General features: G+C 63.5%; 20 protein-coding genes. 7 read left to right on the forward strand and 13 right to left on the reverse strand.

Going from position 1 to position 19,643, the window contains the following annotated elements; translation table 11 throughout:
* Window positions 1–497: 497 nt before the first annotated feature.
* Genes IVA95_RS15785 through epmA form a run of 5 tightly spaced genes read right to left on the reverse strand, consistent with a single transcriptional unit; the run spans window position 498 to window position 3,314 of the window.
* Window positions 498–653 (reverse strand): hypothetical protein, encoded by a 156-nt coding sequence (locus IVA95_RS15785; RefSeq protein ID WP_247511293.1) that lies wholly within the window; start codon window positions 651–653, stop codon window positions 498–500.
* 22 nt (window positions 654–675) lie between these two features.
* Complete coding sequence (locus IVA95_RS15790; RefSeq protein ID WP_213247304.1) at window positions 676–927, reverse strand: hypothetical protein; 252 nt, start codon at window positions 925–927, stop codon at window positions 676–678.
* Between the two features lie 26 nt (window positions 928–953).
* Window positions 954–1,166 carry a hypothetical protein gene (locus IVA95_RS15795; RefSeq protein WP_247511294.1) on the reverse strand — a complete coding sequence of 71 codons (213 nt, stop codon included), beginning with the start codon at window positions 1,164–1,166 and terminating at the stop codon, window positions 954–956.
* 7 nt (window positions 1,167–1,173) lie between these two features.
* Window positions 1,174–2,265, reverse strand: coding sequence for a lysine-2,3-aminomutase-like protein (locus IVA95_RS15800; RefSeq protein WP_247511295.1), 1,092 nt, complete (start codon window positions 2,263–2,265; stop codon window positions 1,174–1,176).
* Window positions 2,262–3,314 (reverse strand): EF-P lysine aminoacylase EpmA, encoded by a 1,053-nt coding sequence (gene epmA, locus IVA95_RS15805; protein WP_247511721.1) that lies wholly within the window; start codon window positions 3,312–3,314, stop codon window positions 2,262–2,264. Before epmA ends, IVA95_RS15800 begins: the two co-directional genes overlap by 4 nt.
* Window positions 3,315–3,786: 472 nt before the next feature.
* Between epmA and efp the strand changes: the two genes are divergently transcribed.
* The 3 genes from efp (at window position 3,787) to IVA95_RS15820 (ending at window position 6,556) form a co-directional block, all read left to right on the forward strand.
* Window positions 3,787–4,353 (forward strand): elongation factor P, encoded by a 567-nt coding sequence (efp, locus tag IVA95_RS15810; RefSeq protein WP_171710882.1) that lies wholly within the window; start codon window positions 3,787–3,789, stop codon window positions 4,351–4,353.
* Between the two features lie 42 nt (window positions 4,354–4,395).
* Complete coding sequence (locus IVA95_RS15815; RefSeq protein WP_247511296.1) at window positions 4,396–6,012, forward strand: peptidoglycan DD-metalloendopeptidase family protein; 1,617 nt, start codon at window positions 4,396–4,398, stop codon at window positions 6,010–6,012.
* A gap of 121 nt (window positions 6,013–6,133) precedes the next feature.
* The gene (locus IVA95_RS15820; RefSeq protein WP_247511297.1) at window positions 6,134–6,556 is read left to right on the forward strand and encodes a DUF805 domain-containing protein; all 423 of its coding nucleotides are present in this window, start codon (window positions 6,134–6,136) and stop codon (window positions 6,554–6,556) included.
* Between the two features lie 12 nt (window positions 6,557–6,568).
* Here IVA95_RS15820 and IVA95_RS15825 read toward each other — a convergent pair whose 3' ends face one another.
* Window positions 6,569–7,036 carry a carboxymuconolactone decarboxylase family protein gene (locus IVA95_RS15825; RefSeq protein WP_247511298.1) on the reverse strand — a complete coding sequence of 156 codons (468 nt, stop codon included), beginning with the start codon at window positions 7,034–7,036 and terminating at the stop codon, window positions 6,569–6,571.
* A 200-nt stretch (window positions 7,037–7,236) separates the two neighbouring features.
* Between IVA95_RS15825 and IVA95_RS15830 the strand changes: the two genes are divergently transcribed.
* On the forward strand, window positions 7,237–7,686 hold the full coding sequence (locus IVA95_RS15830; protein ID WP_247511299.1) for a MarR family transcriptional regulator: 450 nt from the start codon (window positions 7,237–7,239) through the stop codon (window positions 7,684–7,686).
* Between the two features lie 67 nt (window positions 7,687–7,753).
* Window positions 7,754–8,980 carry a lytic murein transglycosylase gene (locus IVA95_RS15835; RefSeq protein WP_247511300.1) on the forward strand — a complete coding sequence of 409 codons (1,227 nt, stop codon included), beginning with the start codon at window positions 7,754–7,756 and terminating at the stop codon, window positions 8,978–8,980.
* A 64-nt stretch (window positions 8,981–9,044) separates the two neighbouring features.
* Here the strand turns inward: IVA95_RS15835 and IVA95_RS15840 are convergent, their stop codons facing one another.
* Window positions 9,045–9,734 (reverse strand): NAD(P)H-dependent oxidoreductase, encoded by a 690-nt coding sequence (locus IVA95_RS15840; RefSeq protein ID WP_247511301.1) that lies wholly within the window; start codon window positions 9,732–9,734, stop codon window positions 9,045–9,047.
* A gap of 109 nt (window positions 9,735–9,843) precedes the next feature.
* Between IVA95_RS15840 and IVA95_RS15845 the strand changes: the two genes are divergently transcribed.
* Window positions 9,844–10,734, forward strand: a complete 891-nt coding sequence (locus IVA95_RS15845; protein WP_247511302.1) for a LysR substrate-binding domain-containing protein — start codon at window positions 9,844–9,846, stop codon at window positions 10,732–10,734.
* A gap of 53 nt (window positions 10,735–10,787) precedes the next feature.
* Here the strand turns inward: IVA95_RS15845 and IVA95_RS15850 are convergent, their stop codons facing one another.
* Window positions 10,788–11,597 (reverse strand): glucose 1-dehydrogenase, encoded by an 810-nt coding sequence (locus IVA95_RS15850; RefSeq protein WP_247511304.1) that lies wholly within the window; start codon window positions 11,595–11,597, stop codon window positions 10,788–10,790.
* A 41-nt stretch (window positions 11,598–11,638) separates the two neighbouring features.
* Window positions 11,639–13,480, reverse strand: a complete 1,842-nt coding sequence (recJ, locus tag IVA95_RS15855) for a single-stranded-DNA-specific exonuclease RecJ (RefSeq protein WP_247511306.1) — start codon at window positions 13,478–13,480, stop codon at window positions 11,639–11,641.
* A gap of 296 nt (window positions 13,481–13,776) precedes the next feature.
* Here recJ and IVA95_RS15860 point away from each other — a divergent pair, with 296 nt between their 5' ends.
* Window positions 13,777–14,871, forward strand: a complete 1,095-nt coding sequence (locus IVA95_RS15860) for a methyl-accepting chemotaxis protein (protein WP_247511308.1) — start codon at window positions 13,777–13,779, stop codon at window positions 14,869–14,871.
* Between the two features lie 90 nt (window positions 14,872–14,961).
* Here the strand turns inward: IVA95_RS15860 and IVA95_RS15865 are convergent, their stop codons facing one another.
* From IVA95_RS15865 to IVA95_RS15880, 4 genes are all read right to left on the reverse strand, one after another.
* Complete coding sequence (locus IVA95_RS15865) at window positions 14,962–15,681, reverse strand: haloacid dehalogenase type II (RefSeq protein ID WP_247511309.1); 720 nt, start codon at window positions 15,679–15,681, stop codon at window positions 14,962–14,964.
* A gap of 129 nt (window positions 15,682–15,810) precedes the next feature.
* The gene (glpX, locus tag IVA95_RS15870; RefSeq protein ID WP_213247332.1) at window positions 15,811–16,812 is read right to left on the reverse strand and encodes a class II fructose-bisphosphatase; all 1,002 of its coding nucleotides are present in this window, start codon (window positions 16,810–16,812) and stop codon (window positions 15,811–15,813) included.
* An 80-nt stretch (window positions 16,813–16,892) separates the two neighbouring features.
* Entirely contained in the window at window positions 16,893–18,212 is a 1,320-nt protein-coding gene (locus tag IVA95_RS15875) for a homoserine dehydrogenase (protein WP_247511310.1), read from the reverse strand.
* Window positions 18,213–18,239: 27 nt separating this feature from the next.
* Window positions 18,240–19,460, reverse strand: a complete 1,221-nt coding sequence (locus tag IVA95_RS15880) for an LL-diaminopimelate aminotransferase (RefSeq protein WP_247511311.1) — start codon at window positions 19,458–19,460, stop codon at window positions 18,240–18,242.
* Between the last annotated feature and the right edge of the window lie 183 nt (window positions 19,461–19,643).

The raw sequence follows: 19,643 nt of genomic DNA on the forward strand, positions 1-19,643 counted from the left end.
GAGCCCCCACCCGGCGCTTCGCGCCGACCTCCCCCGCAAGCGGGAGAGGTGAAGCGCGTCTGCGGCCAAATCGATCTAACCAAAAATCATCATGCTCTAGCCGCTCGAGTCGAATGATAACGCAGCAGGGCACGTGATCGGCGCGCCCTGCTCCCGTTTCAATAGGGCTGCGATCTCCATGGGGAAGTCGCAATCCGGATTACTTTCCGGAAAACGCATGCCTTTCGGCGCGGCTTGACGTCCGCTCGCCTGACAAGCACACGTCGCACGCCCATCAAAAATTGACCGCCTGTGGCGTACTTCACATCGAAGCATCGCGCTCAGCGCCAGGCGAGCTTCGATACGCTGCTTGAGCTTTCGGGCATAGATCACCACCCGGTGAAATGCAGCACGGCAGATTCTACAACGCATCGCTTGGCGCGCGCTTAACTATTGAAAAATTGGTTGCAGTCCGAGTTCGAAATCGTGAACACGACGTTCTTGTCGGACCTGGACTACTAGCCGCGCTGATATTGCTGAAAACGATCGAAGGTCGCTTCCCTCATCTTCCGAGCGTCACCGCCCCCGGTTGAGCGCAGAGCATCCTTGAGGCTCGTGGCTTTCATGTCGCCGAGCACTTCCACCGTCGTCAGGCCGGTGGTTTGCCCGGCCATGTCTCAGATTTGAGTGCGCGCCCTAACAGCCGCGGCAGATGCTCTTGATCTTGCGGTCGAGCGCTGCGTTTTCCTTGCTCAAGGGATCGTTCGGGTCAGGCTGGTTCTTTTCGGGCACATCGCTGCGGCGGGGCTGACGATGTCCGATCGGCGCTTCCGGAATCCCTCCGGCACTCGGGCTATTCTTTGGCATCGTCGACGTTCCGCCCTGCGCGAACGCAGCAGGCATGCCGATCAGGACCATCAGCGCGACTGACAAGATTGTTCTTTGCATCCCGATTCTCCGCCTTTTAGACTCACTTATCGTGTCCGTTCGGGCACGTCGATCATTGCGCAGTTTCGCCGTCCCTGCGCGGCGCAGTCCTGTGCCTTTCGTACATCGGCCATGGTGCCGAGCAACCAGATTCCGGCGGCCACCAGCAGCACGAAGAAGCCGAGCAGAACGGCGTTTTCGATTCCGCGGTGGCCTTCGTCTTCCGGCTGCTCCCGTTTCTCCTCGCCGTTCTCCGTCATCGCCCGGTCACGGCTTTGGCGGATAGAAGTGAACTTCTCCGCAATAGTCGACGATACGATACTGCGCGTCCGAGGATAATTCACATTCCCCGGAACTTGCATGCGACAAATAATTCGGTCCAATCGGCGCCTTTCCATGGCCGCCGGGAATGTCGAGCACGTAATCCGGCTGGCACAGGCCCGAGACGCGGCCGCGCAAGTTGCGCATCAGTTCCCGTCCCTCTGCAATGGTGGTGCGCAGATGCCCGGTCCCCGGCGCCAGATCGCCATGATGCAGGTAGTAGGGCTTGATTCGGTTTTCAACAAAGGCCCGCATCAGCGCTTCCAGCGTCGCTGCATCATCATTTACGCCGCGAAGCAGCACCGTCTGGCTCACCAGCGGAACACCGGCGTCAGCCAGCAGCGCGCAGACGGCGCGGGCCTCGCCCGAGAATTCGCTCGGATGATTGGCGTGAACGGCGATCCAGGTCGTTGCGCCCTCGACTTTCAATGCCTTGATCATGTCGCCATCGATGCGCGCAGGCGCAGCCACCGGCACGCGGGTGTGGATGCGAATGATCCTGACGTGATCGATGGCGGCGAGGTCTGTCATGATCTCAGCCAACCGTCGCGGCGACAACATCAGCGGATCACCGCCGGTCAGGATGACTTCCCAGATTTCCTTGTGCTCACGGACATAATTCACCGCGTCGCGATAGGCGGCTTCCGACAGCGCCGTTGCCTTGCCCGGGCCGACCATCTCGCGGCGGAAGCAGAAGCGGCAATACACCGCGCAGACATGCACCAGCTTGAACAGCACGCGGTCGGGATAGCGATGCACGATGCCGGCGACCGGCGAATGCGCGTCGTCGCCGATCGGATCGGCATTCTCGCCCGGCCCGTTCACCAGTTCGAGCGCGCTCGGAATGAATTGCCGCGCGATCGGATCGTCCGGATTTTCCGTGTCGATCAGATTGGCGATATCAGCCGTCACCGCGATGGCGTAGCGCGCGGCGACCCGCTCGAGGTCGGCGAGATCGGCCGTCTTCGCCAACCCCCGCTCGATGAGATCGGCGGGCTGCCTCAGCGTTGCCAAAAGCTTCGGATCGATCCTGTTCATGTCTCTCCTGCCGGTGGCGTCCATACCACCTGGTCCACCCGCTGCGCGCCGCTTGCCAGCATCACCAGCCGATCGAAACCGAGCGCGACGCCGCTCGACGGCGGCATCGCGGCAACCGCTGCGAGAAAATCCTCGTCCAGCGGATAGCGCTCGCCGTAGCGCCGCTCCTTCTCGTCCATATCAGCGGCGAAGCGGCGGCGCTGTTCGGCGGCATCGGTCAATTCGCCAAATCCGTTGGCGAGTTCGACGCCGCAGGCATAGACCTCAAAACGTTCGGCAACACGCGGATCGGACGCCTTTGTCCGCGCCAGTGCGGCCTCCGGCGCCGGATATTCGAACAAGACAGTCAAACGCCCCTGCCCCAGATTCGGTTCGACATGTTCGACCAGCAGTTTACTGAAAATATCCGACCAGGTGTCGTCATCGGTGATCCGCACCCGCGGTTTTGCTGCCGCTGCAAGCCTCGCGCGATCGCCCTCGCCATTGCTGATTGTGGCCAACAGATCGATTCCAGCAAAGCGCTCGAATGCGGATGCTACCGTCAGCAGTTCCGGCTCGGCGAAGGGATCGGCCGTTCTGCCCCGGAACGAGAACCGCCCGATCCCGGTCGCCTGCGCTGCATGTGCGATCACGTCGATGGTGTCGGCCATAACAGCATCATAGCTTGTGTCGGCACGATACCATTCCAGCATCGTGAATTCGGGCAGATGCAGATCGCCACGCTCGCGGTCGCGGAACACGCGCGCCAACTCGAAGATTTTGGCTTCACCGGCGGCAAGCAGTTTCTTGGCGGCGAATTCCGGCGACGTTCGCAGATAGCGCGTCGCCCGCGTGCCATTATGGCTGATGATTTCGGTGCGCAGGGCATGCAGATGCGTCTCGTTGCCCGGCGAGACCTGCAGGATGCCGGTTTCCACCTCAGTAAAACCCTGCTCGTCGAACCAGCCTCGCACAGCCGTCGTGATCGCGGCTCGCGCCGTCAGGAACGGCTTGCGATCGGCATGCCGCGCGGCCGACCACCAAGGCGAGAGCTGGCCGGTATCAACCATCGCAGGCGGTTCCGAATCCACCGGCATCCTCCGCGGAGCCAATCAAGGTGTTCAGGGAATCGGTAAATATCATTGATATTGTTGACTTTCTTTGAGTCCGATACGGCGAGCCGGAGGAAGCGGCAAGATCCAATTCCAGCTCGGCCATTTCATGTCGAAAGACGCTCTCCTTGTCCATTCGCCCGATCGATGTCGACGCATGCCGCTGAAGCCGCGGGTCTTCGCGAACCGACTAAGACATTACTTCCAAGCCCATCAGCAACGGTCGGTCCCATCGTTCAATTGCTTGCCAGCCTCGTCATGCAACGGGGCAAAATCCGGCTAGTTACGGCTTCAAGCAGCTCGCTGAAACGGCCGTAAAACGCTGGCATCGACGGGCAAAATCAGTATGTTGCAGCCCGAAACCGCCTGATTGGCCCTGCGGACGCCCATGTCCGATTCGGCCGAAGGCCAGAAATTCGGGAAAGCAGCTTTGAAAGTCATCGCCAGTTCTATTCGCAAGGGCAACGTCATCGAGCAAGACGGAAAGCTCTATGTCGTCCTGTCAGCCGAAAACATCCATCCCGGCAAGGGAACCCCGGTCAGCCAGATCGAAATGCGCCGCATTGGCGACGGCGTGAAGGTGTCGGAACGCTACAAGACCACTGACCAGGTCGAGAAGGCCACCGTCGAGGACCGCAATTTCAACTACCTCTACGAGGATGCCGACGGCTTCCACTTCATGAATGCCGAGACCTATGACCAGGTCCAGGTTTCGAAGGAGATCGTAGGCTCGGCTGCGCCCTACTTGCAGGAAAACATGACGGTGAAGCTGTCGATGCACGACCTGAACCCGGTCGCCATCCAGTTGCCGCAGCGCGCAACCCTCGAAGTTGTGGAGACCGAGCCGGTCACCAAGGGGCAGACCGCGTCTTCCTCCTACAAGCCTGCTATCCTCTCCAACGGCGTACGCACCTCGGTGCCGCCGCACATTGGAACGGGAACACGGATCGTGGTCATGACCGAGGACGGCTCCTACGTCGAACGCGCAAAGGATTAAGACCGCGCCATAGGCTACGGGGCATACGCCGGGGGCGATGCATTGGGTACAAAGGCTGTCCGCTTGCTCTCGGGTTGGCTGGCAGCCTTTTATTTGCTCTCCGCCGGGATTGCCGACGTTTCCGCCAATGAGTTCAGAACGCCGTCGATGTCGGCCGTTCGCGTCGAATGGCGCGCCGTTCTGGATCAGCTTCGCAGCGAGATCAGTTCCCGGCCGGCGATCGCGTCGCGCTTCACCTTCGCAGGCCAGCGGCGGGTGTCGGCATGGGATCCGCGCGCGACGCCTGCGCTGGTGCAGTTGAACGCGATCAATTCGGCGATGTTCGCCGGAATCGGCCGTAGTCCGGTGCCGGTGCTGTTGCCGTTTGATACCGCGGCTTATCTCGAGGCCGAGGCCAGTGGCACGCAGGCCCCGGCGGTGTCACGCCATCAGGCCGGCTTCCGCCCCGTCGACCTGTTTTACGCCGGCCCCTCCGGCTATGACGCGGTGTTTTCGCTGGATCCCGGCGCCGGTGAGGGCCTTCCGTCGCGAATCTTCGCCCGGCCGGTGGAGGTGCAGATCACGGGCTCGATCCTGGTCTACGATCTTGCCGATCCGCTCGGCGGCAAGGGCGAGCCGGTCAAGGCGCTGGCGTCGCAATACCCCGACATGCGCCGTTTCATTCGTGAAGGTTATGTGCGCTACGCCTTCACCCGTTTCGGCGTGCCCTACGTGGTATCGATCCAATGCCTCGATTCAGCGCCGCGAGCGCGGCGGCTGGCCTGCCGCGAGGCTTACCCGATTGCCCAGCGCTTCCTGAAGGCGCTGCGCATCGCCGGAGGCCAGCCGGCGCGACCGCGCTTCGACGTTTCCTCCGAGGTTGCTGAACGGCCGGCCACCCTTTCGCCCGACTTCAGCTATCGTCCGAGCGGTGACATCATCGCCAACAGCGGCGCACGGAGGCGCGGCGGCCGCGCCGACCTCGTTGCCTATTCGCAGATACGCTTTCCGCTGGAGAGAGCTCCGGCCCGGGTCAGCTCGCAGCAGTTCGCCAAGCGCAAATCCGGCGAACGCCAAGGCACCCATCAAGGCACCTATCAAAGCGTCTATCCGTGGCGGGACAATTTTTGCGAAGCCCGCAGTTTCCAGGTCGGCCAATGTGCGGCCGGCTTCGGTCACCAGGGCCAGGACATCCGCCCCGCGCCCTGCCCGCCGAACCCTGGCGCCGACAACTCCTGCCATCCGAGGAAACAGGCGGTCATCGCCGTCCGCGACGGCGTCATCATCCGTTCCTTAAAGCAACAGGCGGCAACGCTGCAGATCAACACAGGCAAAGAGCACATCCGCTTTCGCTACATGCACATGAACCCTTCAGCCATGGATGCGGACGGCATCCTCAACGGGCGCCGGGTCGCCGAGGGCGAGAAGATCGGCGTGGTCTCCAACTACCTCGATTTCCCCAACGGCACGTCATACCACCTGCACTTCGACGTGCAGGTGTTCACGCGTGACGGCTGGATCTGGGTCAACCCCTACACCACGCTGATCGCCTCCTACGAACGGCTGATCCGCGGTCGCGGCCACCAGATCGGGACCGAGCCGCCGGCGGCGGCTGCCGTTGCTCACGCGTTGCCAGAGAATGTGCTGCGTCATGCCGCGCGGGAAGGCCGCGAGAATTAATCGAAAACCGGTTCGCTTTCGAACGCGGAACCGTTCAAATCCCTGCAATGAATTCCGTCGGCATTAACCGCTGGCGGCGTAACGTGGCATTGAGATACAAACCGCAATCCGTACCCACAGCATGTTCACCACATTCGCCTGGTATTTCCTGTCGCTGGAAGGCCGCATCAGCCGCCAGGAGTTTCGGCTTGGCTATTTCGGCATCGTGATTGTTAATGCGTTGTTGATAAGGATATGGCGCAACCTCACCGTTCCGCGCGTGCGCTATTATGATCGCCACGATGTCAGCCATGACTGGTCGATCCTGCTGGTGCTGCTTGTCCTCCTTTGGCCGCTCATTGCCGTCACCGTGAAGCGGCTACACGATCTGAATGTTTCAGGATGGTGGATGCTCGCCGCGCTCGCAATTCCCATTGTTTCCAGCGTAACAAGCGTCAGCGGATGGATCATCACTTTGCTGGTGGTGATCGTCCTGAGCGTCGTGCCGGGAAGATCTGGAAACAACCGGTTCGGTCGTGACCCACTCGCCCAAACCGGCTTGTAGCGCCCGTGCCGCTCAGGCGGCCTGATTCTTCCGCGCCGGTGGCGTCCAGCGAAACGCCGCGCCGAACCTGTTCCAGACATTGATCGAGGCGACAGCGGAGGTGAGATAGGCGAGCTCCTTCTCGGAGAATTCCGCGCTCGCCTGCGCATAGACCTCGTCGCTGACACCATCACTTAGCAACGTCAGCGCTTCCGTCCAGGCCAGCGCGGCACGCTCGCGCGCGGAAAACTGCGGCGCCTCGCGCCAGACCACCACGAGATTGAGCTTGTCGGTGGGCATGCCGAGCTTTTCGCCCTCCAGGATGTGGTACTGCACGCAGAAGGCACAGCCGTTGATCTGCGAGGCGCGCAGCTTGATCAGCTCGAGCAATTGCTTGTCCATGCCCGCCTTGCCCGCGACCTGGCTGAGCGCCAGTACGGCCTCGTAAGCGTCCGGCGTCAATGACATGAAGTCTCGGTACTCTTTGCGGGCGTGTGACATCTCTTGTGCCTCATGTTATCAGTGCTCTGATTTATTATAAGAGCACTGATATGTTGCGCAAGATCGTAACTTCGGCGAGTGCACGATCGCATGGGCCGCAAAACGCCCACGCGCGAAAAACGAGAAATCGCGAAGAGCCGGCCGAGCGGAAATCCGCAGCCCGTAACCGCAAAAGATCCGCCGAAGATCCCGCATTCGCGATGATCCGCCCGCCGCCGCCCGGCGAGGGCAAGCGCGGCGAGCAAGGTTACCTCGCCTATCTGCTGCGCCAGGCCCAGAGCGCGACGCGGCTGGCGATGGAGCGGTCGCTGGCCGAGCTCGGCGTCACCTCGCCGCAATTCGTGGTGCTGACGATGCTCAGGGCCTATCCCGGTCTGTCCGGCGCGGAGCTTGCGCGCGTGGCGATGCTGACGCCGCAGACGGTCGGCGTCATCATCCGCAATCTCGAGCGCGACGGAGCGATCAGGAAGACCCCGCACCCAAGCCATGGCCGGGTGCTGCAATGGACGCTGACGCGGCGGGGCGCGGCCCTGCTCAACAAATGCCGGCGGCACGCGCAAGCAATCGAGCTGCGCTTGGCAGCGGGGCTTTCTCCCAACGGCCAGCGCCTGATCCGCCGCTGGCTGGCCAGAATCGCCGCGGATTTGTGAAGGAAGCGCCGGTTCCCGCGGCGTCATGGCTTTTGGCGCAGGCCCGCCGTGCCGCTAGACTGCGGGCATGAAACAGCCTGATTCCCAGAAAGCCCCAACCCGCCGCACGGTGCTGGGCCTCGGTACCGGCGCTCTGCTCGCGACGACGCTACCCGTTTTGGCTGCCCCGCCCGGCTTCGATCAGTGGCGCGACAATTTTCGCGCGCGTGCCCTGGCAAAAGGCATTTCGGATGCGACCTGGACGCGGGTGATGGGTCGGATCGAGCCCGACATGAGCGTGTTCCGGCAGATGCAGAAGCAACCGGAATTCCACGAGCAGATCTGGCAATACATCAACCGCCGCGTCTCGGACTGGCGCATCATCAACGGCCGCGAGGCGCTCCGGAAACACGAGGCGCTGTTCGCGCGCATCGAGCAGAACTTTGGCGTCGAGCGCGGCACGCTGCTGGCGCTATGGGGCGTCGAGTCGGCCTATGGCGATCCCTTGGTGCAGCAGAACCATATGCGCCCGATCTTTCCGGCGCTCGCGGCGCTGGCCTGGAACGAGCCGCGCCGCCGCGCCTATTGGGAAACCGAGCTGATCAACGCGCTCAAGATCGTCGACCGCGGCTGGAGCACGCCGGAAGAAATGCGGGGATCCTGGGCCGGCGCGATGGGTCACACGCAATGGATGCCGGAAGTCTGGCTCAATGTCGGCATGGACTACGACAAGGACGGCCGCGTCTCGCCGTTCGGCAAGCCCGACGATGCGCTCGGCTCCAGCGCGCGCTACCTGCTCAACCGCGGCAAGTATCACCGCGGCGAACACTGGGGCTATGAAGTCCGCGCATCCGGAGGGGCTTCGAGCGGCAGCCGGACCTATGCAGCATGGGCCAGCGCCGGCGTCACGCGCGCCGACGGCAAGCCGTTTCCGCAGCCGAATGCGTCCGCGCAGATGTGGGTGCCGGTTTCAGGCGGTCCGGCGTTCCTGTTGGGTCCGAATTTCTATTCGGTCAAAAGCTACAATCCGTCGATGAACTACGCGCTCGCGATCTGCCATCTCGGCGATCGCATTTTGGGCGCCCCGCCTTTCATCCAGCCCTTCCCCGGCTCCGAACGCACGCTGACGCTCGCCGAAGTGCAGGAGCTGCAGACGCGGCTAACCAAAGCCGGCTTCGACACCGGCGGCACCGACGGCCGCGTCGGCAACGACACGATGAAGGCGGTCAGGGATTATCAAACGAAGATGGGGCTGCTGCCGGCAGATGGCTATGGCGGACTGAAGGTGCTCGCGCGGTTGAGGCAGGGCGGGTAGCTCCACCGTCGTTGCGCTTACGCTCCTCGCAATGACGATTACCTCCGCGCCATTCCGCCCGCATTCAAGCCGCCTGCCGCGGCTCCGCTTCCTCCACCAGCCGGTCGACCAGATCATCGACGGTGCGTTCGGCCGCCGCAATCGACGCCTGCAACCGGTCGCCGCCGAACTCGTCATACTCGATTGCAACGCTGTGGAATGCGGTGACGCCTAGAAAGGCGAAGACATCACGGATAGCACCTTCCACATGATTGATATGAGCGATGCGGCCCCCCGGATCGTACCCGTAGTCACCTCGCGAACCGAGCAAGATGAGGCGCTTGTCCATGCCTGCCAGCAGCGGCGTATAGGGATCGTCCGGCCGTGAACGGTCAAAGCCGAACGTGCGCCCGACCCGCACGACATGGTCGATATAGGCCTTGAACTGCGCGGGCATGCCGAAATTGTACATCGGCACGCCGGCCACGATCAGATCGGCTGCGATCAGTTCATCGACCAGCGCGTCGCTTTCCGCGAGCGCCTCCTTCATCCAGGGCTCACGTTGGTCGGGCTTCGTAAAGGCGGCGCTGATCCATTTTTCGGTCACCGGCGGCGGCGGTGATTGGCCGACATCGCGACTGACCAGAAAATCATTCGGCCGGTGTTGCAGCCAGCGCCGGGTGAACCGCGCGGTGAGCCGGCGTGTGTGCGATCCCCGCGGGCTCCGGTCTGAGGCTTGGGAACGCGCGCTCGAATCAATTTGTAGCAGCTTCATGGCTTATCTTCCTTCATCCGTTTTCGGTACATTGGTGCGAGAAATTCGCGTTGACAAACGCAAATTGCTCAGCTTATGGCTGAGATCTATTCATCCATAGGCTTTAGCCATGAGACGACTGCCGCCATTGACCGGTTTGCGCGCGTTCGAGGCCGCCGCGCGACATCTGAGCTTCAAGCGCGCAGCCCACGAACTGCACGTCACGCCAACGGCGATCAGTCATCAGGTGCGGCAGCTGGAGGAAGCGATCGGCGTAAGCCTGTTCGAACGGCGCACTCGCCAGGTGGTGCTGACGGCGGAGGGGCAAGTCTTGCTGCCGGTTCTGCGCGACGGCTTCGATTCCTTTGCACGCGTCATCGATGGCTTGAGCCGCAGGCAGCGGCGCGCCGCGGTCACGCTTTCCGCGACGCCGGCTTTCACGGCCAAGTGGCTGGTGCCGCGCATCGCTGCCTTTCGCAAGGCGCGGCCGGACATCGATCTCACGTTGCTCGCGTCGCTGGAAGTCGTTGGCCTCGGTTCGGGCGCCGCCGATCTCGCCCTGCGCTACGGCCCCGGACCTTATCCCGATCTGGTCGCCGAGCCGCTCACCGTCGATCGCTTTGCGCCGGTCGCAAGCCCGCGTCTCGGTGTCAAGAAAACGAGCGACCTGCGATCGGCAACCCTGCTGCATTTCGACTGGTATCGTCGCGATCCCCGCAATCCGACCTGGCGTCGCTGGCTGAAAATTGCCGGCATTGACGGCATCGATGCGCGGGCGGGTCTGCGCTTTAGCGATGAGACCCATGCAATCCAGGCGACCGTCGCCGGCGCCGGTATCGCGCTGCATAGCCTGCTGCTCGTCTCCGACGAACTGGCGCAGGGCACGCTTGTGGTCCCGTTCGGACCGGAACTTGAGGGTTTCTCATTGCATCTCGTGCGCGACCGCAGCCAGCCGCTGACGGAGCCGATCGAGGCAGTGCAGGCCTGGCTGCGGGCGCAATTTACCGCGGCGTCCAAATAGCGCGCTCTGGCGCGGGTGCTGCAAAGAAGCGGGTTCCGCCCCCCGTTACGCGCTCACGCCCCCCGCACCACCCCGCCCGCATTCATGCCGCCATCGATGACGAGCTCGGTCCCCGTCACGTAGCGCGAGGCATCGGACGCCAGATACAGCACGCCCTGCGCAATCTCCTCGGCCTGCCCGGCGCGGCCGAGCGGGGTTGCCATTTTCGCCCGCTCCTCCGGATCGATCGGCGCGTTCTGCCCGCTGCCGGTGGCTCCCGCCGGAATCTTGCCCCAGATCGGCGTGTCGATGATGCCGGGATGCACCGAGTTGACGCGGATGCCGTCGCCAAACGTCGCGCACTCCATCGCGATCGCTTTCGCAAACAGCCGCACACCGCCTTTGGTCGCACAATAACCAGAAAGCCCGGCCGCGCCGCGCAGGCCTGCCAGTGACGACATCATGATAACGGAGCCGCCGCCAGTCTTGCGCATCATGGGCAGGCAATGCTTCACCGACAAAAACACGCCGTCGAGATTGATCGCGGTCTGCCGCCGCCAGTCCAAAAGCGTCATCTCGGTGATCGACGGCACCGAAATGCCGATGCCGGCATTCGAGACCAGCACGTCGAGCCGGCCATAGCGCTGCATGACATCAGCCACGACTTCGATCCAGCGCTCCTCGCTGGTGACGTCGTGATGCCAAAAGCTCGCCTCCCCACCCGCCTTCTTGATCCGCGCGACGACCTCGGGGCCTCTCAAATCGTCGATGTCGGTCACCGCGACCGATGCTCCCTCGCGCGCCAGCAATTCGCAGACCGCTTCGCCAATGCCGGATGCGCCGCCTGTAACCAGCGCGACCTTGCCCTGAACCTGCCCCGTCATTTCTTCTCCCGTTCTGTTTGTTGATTGAGACGTTTCTTGTTCTACCTGATCACGGCCGGTCCCGGATCCGGCACGGCGACGTCGAGCACGCGCAATTGCACGCGTTCCGAACCCTGGAAGCGATCGACCGCGAGCGTAGCAGCCACGTGCAAAAGCTGGCCGCGGTTCTGCGTCAGTGCATGTCCGAGCTTCTGTCCGACCGCGCGAAACGCGATGCCGTTGACGATGGCGCCGTCGCCGGACTTAAAGCGGACGCGCAAATGCGCTTGGCCAACTTCGTCGGCATAGACGAGCTGATGTGCCGGCAGCGCGATCACCGGCTCCGGATTGGCTGCGCCGAACGGACCGGCGCGGTTCAGCGTATTGGCGAATTCCACGGTCACGCTGCGCGCGCTAACGGCGCCGTCGATGAACAGCTCGTTCTCGTGACGGGAATTGGCGACGTCCTCGGCCAGCGCGCTTTCCATGAAGGCACGAAACTCCGCGAGCTTCTCTTTGCGCAGCGTCACGCCGGCAGCCATGGCATGGCCGCCGCCCTTCATCAAAAGCCGCTCCTTCACCGCCTGCCGCACGGCCTTGCCGAGATCGACGCCCGAGATCGAGCGGCCCGATCCGGTGCCGATGCCGCCGGGCTCGAGCGCAATGGCAAAAGCCGGACGCGCAAACTTCTCCTTCAGCCGCGAGGCGACGAGACCAACGATGCCGGGATGCCAGCCTTCGGCAGCGGTCACGATCACTGCGCCCTTGTCTTCGAGCCCAAGCGAGGCCAGCGCCTCGGCCTCGGCCTGCGCCTCTGCCGCCTGCTCGATGACGCGGCGCTCGCTGTTCAGCCGGTCGAGCTCGGCAGCGATCCGCGCGGCCTCCGAGACGTCGCCCTCCAGCAAGAGCCGCACGCCCAGATCGGCGCGCCCGATCCGGCCGCCCGCATTGATGCGCGGCCCCAGCATGAAACCGAGATGCCAGGCTTCCGGCGGGCCGTTCAGTCGCGCCACATCCATCAGCGCGGTGTGGCCGACATGGTCGCGGCGCCGCATCGCGATCAGGCCCTTGGCAACAAAGGCGCGGTTGAGCCCGGTCAGCGGCGCGACGTCGGCCACGGTGCCGAGCGCCACATGGTGCAGCATGCCCAAAAGGTCCGGCTCCGGCAGCTCCGCGTTCCAGAAGCCGCGGCCGCGCAATTCGCGGTTCACGGCGACCAGCGTGATCAGCACCAGACCGACCGCTGCCAAATGACCAAGCCCGGAGAGGTCGTCCGGGCGATTCGGATTCACCAGCGCGTCGACCTCCGGCAATTCATCGCCGGTCTGGTGATGGTCGATGACGACGACGGATAGGCCGTGCTTTCGCGCTTCCGCCAGCGGCTCGATGCTGGTCGTGCCGCAATCGACGGTCACCAGCAGCGTTGCGCCCTTGGCGGCCAGCGCCCGCACCGCCTCGACATTGGGGCCATAGCCTTCAAAGATCCGGTCCGGGATGTGAATCAGCGGATCGAGCCCGCAATGGCGCAGGTGCCAGGCGAGCAGCGCCGCGGACGTGGCACCGTCAACGTCGTAGTCGCCGAAGATCGCAACCTTTTCCCCGCGCAGCGCGGCATCGGCAATGCGTTTGGCCGCCACTTCCATCTGCGTCACGGTGTGTGGATCGGGCATCAGTTTGCGGATGGTCGGATCGAGAAAATCATGAACCTCCTCGATCCCGACATCGCGGCCCGCCAGTACGCGCGCCAGCATTTCCGGCAATTGGTAGCGCTGGGTGATCGCCAGCGCTCGCGCCGCGCCCCGGGCGTCGAGCCGGTCGCGCCACAATTTGCCCGTTGCCGAATGCGCCACGCCGAGAAACGCCGGCGGCAGTTCAACGGGAAGTGCGGATGCGGGAAGGATCATGATGCCTTCGAGAGATAGGGGCAAAGCGGCCTGTCGGCAAACGCAAACCGGGGCGATGGCGAGCCGCCACAGCGAACGAATCAGCTCGCGCCGCCCCGGGTACCCCCGCCTCTGCCGACAAAATCGACCTGCACAAAGAAGATGCAACTTGTCTCTGCAAAACTACCCGTAAGGCGCCGGAACTTAAACCAATCGTTAGCCATGATCCCCGACAAAGGAGTCGAATACGCTCACATTTGAGTCCCGCCGATCCGCAGAAGATCGACATCCGCACAAAGACTGAGGAATTCCCGCCAATGTCCGTCGCGCTTCGCTCCCAAACCGCAACGACCGCAAAACAGCCGGCCAAATCAGCGGGCGCCGAGGACGAATCCGACGTTTCCGCGCTGATCGCGAGATTGACCGCCGAGGTCAACCAGGTCGCCTGCGAGAAGACCAAGTCGATCCAGAAGATCACCAACCAGATGAAGATGCTGGCGCTGAACGCGTTGATCGAGAGTTCGCGCGCCGGCGCACAAGGTGCGGGCTTTGCCGTGGTGGCGCAGGAAGTCCGCAACGTCGGCCAGCAGGTCGAGACCATTGCCCGCGAGCTCGAAAGCCAGCTCACCAACCGGACCGGCAATCTGATGAATTCGATCGCGCAGATGGCCGACCGCTCGCGCGGCGAGCGCATGGTCGATCTGTCGCTCAACGCCATCGAGCTGATCGACCGCAACCTCTATGAGCGCACCTGCGATGTGCGCTGGTGGGCAACCGATTCCGCGGTGGTCGGTTGCGCGGCTGAGCCAAGCGCTGCTGCCGTCAGCCATGTGTCGGAACGGATGTCCGTGATCCTCGGCGCCTATACCGTCTATCTCGATCTCTGGCTCTGCGATCTCGACGGCAATGTGCTGGCCAACGGCCGCGCCGATCGCTTCGGCGTCGTGGGCCAGAACGTGGCGCAGACCAAGTGGTTTCGCGCCGCGCGAGCCCTGCGCTCCGGCGACGATTACGCCGCCGGCGACGTCGAATGCCAACCCTTGCTCGGCAATGCACAGGTCGTGACCTACTGCGCCAGCGTTCGCGAAGGCGGCAAGGCGAACGGCAAACCAACCGGCGTGCTGGCAATTCATTTCGACTGGGAGCCGCAGGCCCGCGCCATCGTCCAGGGCGTGCGCGTCGGCGCAGCCGACAAGGCGCGCGTGCTGCTGGTCGATTCGAATTTCCGGGTGATCGCGGCGTCCGACGGCCAAGGCCTGCTCACCGAACGCATCTCGCTTCCATTGGAAGGGCGGCGCTCCGGCTTCCATCAGGATCGCTCCGGCGCCCTCGTCGCGTTCCACGCCACGCCGGGTTACGAGACCTACAGGGGCCTCGGCTGGTTCGGCGTGATCCAGGCCGGCGCGGGATAGGCTGCGCCGGATCGCTAACGCGTAGGATGGGTATCGCTTCGCTCCACCCATCCCACGGGCGCCGCATCGAGGCCGGTACATGAGTAAGAACTAGCACCCCAGCCGGTCGGCGATCCCGCCAAAATCCTTGGCGACGATGTCCCAATTGCCGGTGGCCTCGAAATCGTATTTCTGGTGCGGGCCGTATTCGGTTGGTCGCGCCACAAAGGCGGTCTTGAGGCCGTTCTGCTGCGCGGCTTTCAGGTCGCCATTATGCGCGGCGACCATCATCACCTGCTCCGCCGGCAGGCAGAGCAATTTGGCGGCGCCGAGATAGGTTTCCGGATCGGGCTTGTAGTGCTCGAACAACTCCGCCGACATGATGAGATCCCACGGCAGGCCGGCGAACTTTGCCATGTTGGTCAATAGCGCGACGTTGCCGTTGGAAAGCGGCGAGATGATGTATTTTGTCTTCAGCCGCGTCAGCCCTGGCACGCTGTCGGGCCACGGATGCAGGCGGTGCCAGCCCATCGTCAGGTAGTGCAGATCGGCGTCGCTCAGTCCCTTGATCGCGAATTGCGCGACCAGCTTTTCCAACGAGCGTCGGTGCAACGTGTCGAGGATCTGATAGCCGCGTTCGGGATGCTTGCGCACCTCATCCATCGAGGCCATGTAAACGCCGCGCCAGCCGTCGACGAGCGCGGTCCAGTCGGCGTTGATGCCTGAGGTCTTCGACCACTCCGTGAAATCATTGATGAGGCTGGTGCGCCAGTCGACGACGGTGCCGAACACGTCGAACACCAGCGCTTTTACGGCTGATACGTCGGACACGAGCGCCTCCCCTGGTTCTTCTTGTCGTCATTCCGGGGCGATGCGCAGCATCGACCCCGGAATCTCGAGATTCTCAGGTGCGCAATTGCGCACCATAGTTCGCTTCGCGCCCCGGAATGACGATGAGTCTCAATCCAGGTGAAACTTATCCAGCTGCCGGTGCTCGGCCTTGATGTAGCGCACCGTGCCGGTGACCGAGCGCATCACCACCGTTTCGGTCTCGATCACAGCATCCTTGCGGAACTTGACCCCCGTGAGCAGCGAGCCTGTCGTGACGCCGGTGGCCGCGAACAGGCAGTCGCCCCGCACCATGTCCTCGATACCGTAGATCATCTTCGGGTCGGTCACGCCCATCTTGTGGGCGCGCTCGCGCTTTTCCTCGCTGTCGAGGATCAGCCGGCACTGCATCTGGCCGCCGATGCAGCGCAGCGCCGCCGCCGCCAGCACACCCTCGGGCGCGCCGCCGGTGCCGATATACATGTCGACGCCGGTGTTGTCGGGGTCGGCGCAATGGATCACGCCGGCAACGTCGCCGTCGGTGATCAGCCGCACTGCAGCGCCGGTCGAGCGGATGCTGGCGATGATGTCGGCGTGGCGCGGGCGATCCAGCACCAGCACCGTGATCGCACCGGGCTCGACCCCCTTGGCTTTGGCGAGGCGGCGGACGTTGTCGGCCGGCGACGCGTCAAGTTCGACCACCCCCTTGTCGTAGCCCGGTCCGATCGCAAGCTTCTCCATGTAGACGTCGGGCGCGTGCAACAGCGTGCCGCCATCGGCCATCGCCATGGTCGCGATCGCGCCCGGCATGTTCTTGGCGCAGAGCGTGGTGCCTTCCAGCGGGTCGACGGCGATATCGACCTGAGGACCTGCATTCAGGCCGACCTTCTCGCCGATGAACAGCATCGGCGCCTCGTCGCGCTCGCCCTCGCCAATCACAATGGTGCCTTCGATCGGCAGCTTGTTGAGCTCGCGGCGCATCGCGTCCACTGCGGCCTGGTCCGCCGCCTTCTCCTGGCCGTGGCCGCGCAGCCGCGCGGCCGAAACGGCTGCACGTTCCGTCACCCGCACGATTTCAAGCGTGAGGATGCGCTCGAGCAGCAATTGCGGCGGAACGGAAATATGGGTCGACATAGCGAGCACTCCTTAATCTTCACACCGGGCCCCCGGCCCGTCTTCAACCGTTGGACGCGCAATCCCTTGCAAATCGCGCGCTAGTTTTTCTCGATCCGTATCACCTGCGGCCGGCCGCTGATCACTTTATCGCGCTGCACCGCCTCCAGCGCACGATACACCGCATCCTCTGAAGTTGCGTAGGTAATCAGAATGACCGGAACTGGTGACGCCTTCTTCGTGGCGCCATTCAAGTCGACACCCTCGGGATGGCGCTGCACGATCGACTCCAGCGAGATCTTCTGCTGGGCAAGGCGCGTAGCGATGGTGGCGGCGGTGCCGGCGAGATCGCGCGCCATCAAGCGGATGTAGTAGCCGCCCTCGTGCCGTTCCATCGGCGCCTTGGTGGTGTCGCGCAGCCGATCGACGGGACGCCCGAACGGCTTGGCGCGAATGCCGCGCGCCACATCGGCGATGTCGGCGACAACGGCGGACGCGGTCGCTGCACCTCCGGCGCCCGGCCCCACCAGCGTGATCGGCGGGATGCCTTCGCCGTCGATGGTCACGGCGTTGGTGACGCCCATCACCTGCGCGATCGAGGACGATTTCGGCACCATGGTCGGATGCACGCGCTGCTCGATGCCCTTGGCGGTGCGCACCGCCACGCCGAGCAGCTTGACGCGATAGCCGAGTTCTTCGGCCGCACGCAAATCTTCCGGCGCAATCGAGGAGATCCCTTCGACATACACCGCGCTCTGCGCCACCTTGGTACCGAAGGCAAGACTCGCCAGAATCGCGAGCTTCTGCGCCGTGTCATGGCCATCGACGTCGAAGGACGGATTGGCTTCGGCATACCCGAGCCGCTGCGCGTCTTTCAGGCATTCGGCAAATGACAATCCCTCATGCTCCATCCGGCTCAGGATGTAATTGCAGGTGCCGTTGAGGATGCCGTAGACGCGGTTGACACCGGTGCCCGCAAGCCCTTCGCGCAAGGTCTTAATCACCGGAATGGCGGCGCCGACCGCCGCCTCGTAGTTCAACGCGCCGCCGTGCTTCTCGGCCACCTTCGCCAGCCGCACGCCGTGCTTGGCGATCAGCGCCTTGTTGGCAGTTACCACCGACTTGCCAGTCTTTAGCGCAGCCTCGATCGCCGACAGCGCCGGCTCGCCGGAGCCGCCCATCAGTTCGACGAAGCAATCGACGTTGGGGTGGCTGGCCAGATCAAGCGGGCTTTTCGCCCAGTCGATGCCGCGCAGATCGAGCGAACGCTTCTTCGCCTTCGAGCGCGCGGTGACGGCAACGACGCGCACACCGCGCCCGCTGCGCTCGGCGAGCATCCGCGACTGCTCTTCGATGAGGCGGACGACCTCGGCACCAACAGTGCCGAGCCCCGCGATACCCACTCTCAGGGGTGCGACCATGAATGAGAGAACCTGCAATAAAAGGAATTAGCGCCGGTTGGCGAGAGGAACCACGTTGTGCAACGTTTCAATGCCGCTTTCAAGGAAGCGGCGCACCCCGCGCGCGGCTTGGCGGATCCGCTGCTCGTTTTCCACCATGGCGATGCGGACATAGCCTTCGCCATGCTCGCCGAAGGCAACACCGGGCGAAACCACCACGCCCGACTTCTCGACCATCAGGGTCGCGAACTGCATGCTGCCGACGCCTTCAAATGCTTTGGGCAGCGGCGCCCAGGCGAACATCGATGCCTGCGGCGGCGGAATCTCCCACCCTGCCCGGCCGAACGATTCGACCAGCGCGTCGCGGCGCCTGCGGTAGGTGTCGCGCATTTCCTTGATGCAATCGTCCGGCCCGTTCAGCGCGGCGGTGGCCGCGACTTGAATGGGCGTGAACGCGCCGTAGTCGAGATAGGATTTCACCCGCGCCAGCGCGGCAATGATCCGCTCATTGCCGACCGCAAAGCCCATGCGCCAACCCGCCATCGAGAACGTCTTCGACATTGAGGTGAATTCGACGGTGACGTCAATTGCGCCGGGAACCTGCAGCACCGAGGGCGGCGGATTGTTGTCGTCGAAATAGACTTCGGCATAGGCCAGATCCGACAGGATGAAGATCTCGTGCTTCTTCGCGAACGCCACCAGATCCTTGTAGAAATCGAGCTCGGCGACATAGGCGGTCGGATTGGAGGGATAACAGACGATCAGCGCGATCGGCTTCGGGATCGAATGAATGATGGCGCGCTCCACCGCCTCGAAAAATTGCGGCGTCGGTTCCGAGGGCACCGAGCGGATCACGCCGCCCGCCATCAGAAAGCCGAAGGCGTGAATCGGGTAGCTCGGATTTGGGCACAGCACGACGTCGCCGGGCGCGGTAATCGCCTGCGCCACATTGGCAAAGCCTTCCTTCGAACCCAGCGTCGCAACGACCTGGGTATCCGGATTGAGTTTTACGCCGAACCGCCGTCCGTAATAGGCGGCTTGCGCCTTGCGAAGGCCGTTGATGCCGCGCGAGGCCGAGTAGCGATCGGTCCGCGGCTTGCCCAGCGTCTCTTTCAGCTTTTCAAGCACATGGGGCGGCGTCGGCAGGTCCGGATTGCCCATGCCCATGTCGATAATGTCGGCCCCGGCATTGCGCGCGGCCGCCTTGGCCTGGTTGACCTTCTCGAACACGTAAGGCGGCAGGCGGCGAATGCGATAAAAATCTTCCATGGGACCCTTGCTCCGACAACCGGCAGGACAGAATCGAACGGAACCTGCGCGCGCTACGAAACCCGATCGGCTTCGTCCAAAAATCGCGCCCAATCAAGGATTTGGAGCGAATTCAGGCGCGAGGTCTCTAGGCTCTGGACCCGCAATGCGGTTGAATTGGGTTCTTTTACCACGGGAGCCCGG

It is taken from the genome of Bradyrhizobium sp. 157, assembly GCF_023073815.1.
Classification (GTDB): Bacteria; Pseudomonadota; Alphaproteobacteria; order Rhizobiales; family Xanthobacteraceae; genus Bradyrhizobium.

What these genes read in the sequence shown, in the direction of transcription:
- IVA95_RS15785 (WP_247511293.1), bottom strand. Translation starts at nt 653, where the DNA reads ATGGCCGGGCAAACCACCGGCCTGACGACGGTGGAAGTGCTCGGCGAC.
- IVA95_RS15790 (WP_213247304.1), bottom strand. Translation starts at nt 927, where the DNA reads ATGCAAAGAACAATCTTGTCAGTCGCGCTGATGGTCCTGATCGGCATG.
- IVA95_RS15795 (WP_247511294.1), bottom strand. Translation starts at nt 1,166, where the DNA reads ATGACGGAGAACGGCGAGGAGAAACGGGAGCAGCCGGAAGACGAAGGC.
- IVA95_RS15800 (WP_247511295.1), bottom strand. Translation starts at nt 2,265, where the DNA reads ATGAACAGGATCGATCCGAAGCTTTTGGCAACGCTGAGGCAGCCCGCC.
- epmA (WP_247511721.1), bottom strand. Translation starts at nt 3,314, where the DNA reads ATGGTTGATACCGGCCAGCTCTCGCCTTGGTGGTCGGCCGCGCGGCAT.
- IVA95_RS15820 (WP_247511297.1), top strand. Translation starts at nt 6,134, where the DNA reads ATGTTCACCACATTCGCCTGGTATTTCCTGTCGCTGGAAGGCCGCATC.
- IVA95_RS15825 (WP_247511298.1), bottom strand. Translation starts at nt 7,036, where the DNA reads ATGTCACACGCCCGCAAAGAGTACCGAGACTTCATGTCATTGACGCCG.
- IVA95_RS15830 (WP_247511299.1), top strand. Translation starts at nt 7,237, where the DNA reads ATGATCCGCCCGCCGCCGCCCGGCGAGGGCAAGCGCGGCGAGCAAGGT.
- IVA95_RS15835 (WP_247511300.1), top strand. Translation starts at nt 7,754, where the DNA reads ATGAAACAGCCTGATTCCCAGAAAGCCCCAACCCGCCGCACGGTGCTG.
- IVA95_RS15840 (WP_247511301.1), bottom strand. Translation starts at nt 9,734, where the DNA reads ATGAAGCTGCTACAAATTGATTCGAGCGCGCGTTCCCAAGCCTCAGAC.
- IVA95_RS15845 (WP_247511302.1), top strand. Translation starts at nt 9,844, where the DNA reads ATGAGACGACTGCCGCCATTGACCGGTTTGCGCGCGTTCGAGGCCGCC.
- IVA95_RS15850 (WP_247511304.1), bottom strand. Translation starts at nt 11,597, where the DNA reads ATGACGGGGCAGGTTCAGGGCAAGGTCGCGCTGGTTACAGGCGGCGCA.
- recJ (WP_247511306.1), bottom strand. Translation starts at nt 13,480, where the DNA reads ATGATCCTTCCCGCATCCGCACTTCCCGTTGAACTGCCGCCGGCGTTT.
- IVA95_RS15860 (WP_247511308.1), top strand. Translation starts at nt 13,777, where the DNA reads ATGTCCGTCGCGCTTCGCTCCCAAACCGCAACGACCGCAAAACAGCCG.
- glpX (WP_213247332.1), bottom strand. Translation starts at nt 16,812, where the DNA reads ATGTCGACCCATATTTCCGTTCCGCCGCAATTGCTGCTCGAGCGCATC.
- IVA95_RS15875 (WP_247511310.1), bottom strand. Translation starts at nt 18,212, where the DNA reads ATGGTCGCACCCCTGAGAGTGGGTATCGCGGGGCTCGGCACTGTTGGT.
- IVA95_RS15880 (WP_247511311.1), bottom strand. Translation starts at nt 19,460, where the DNA reads ATGGAAGATTTTTATCGCATTCGCCGCCTGCCGCCTTACGTGTTCGAG.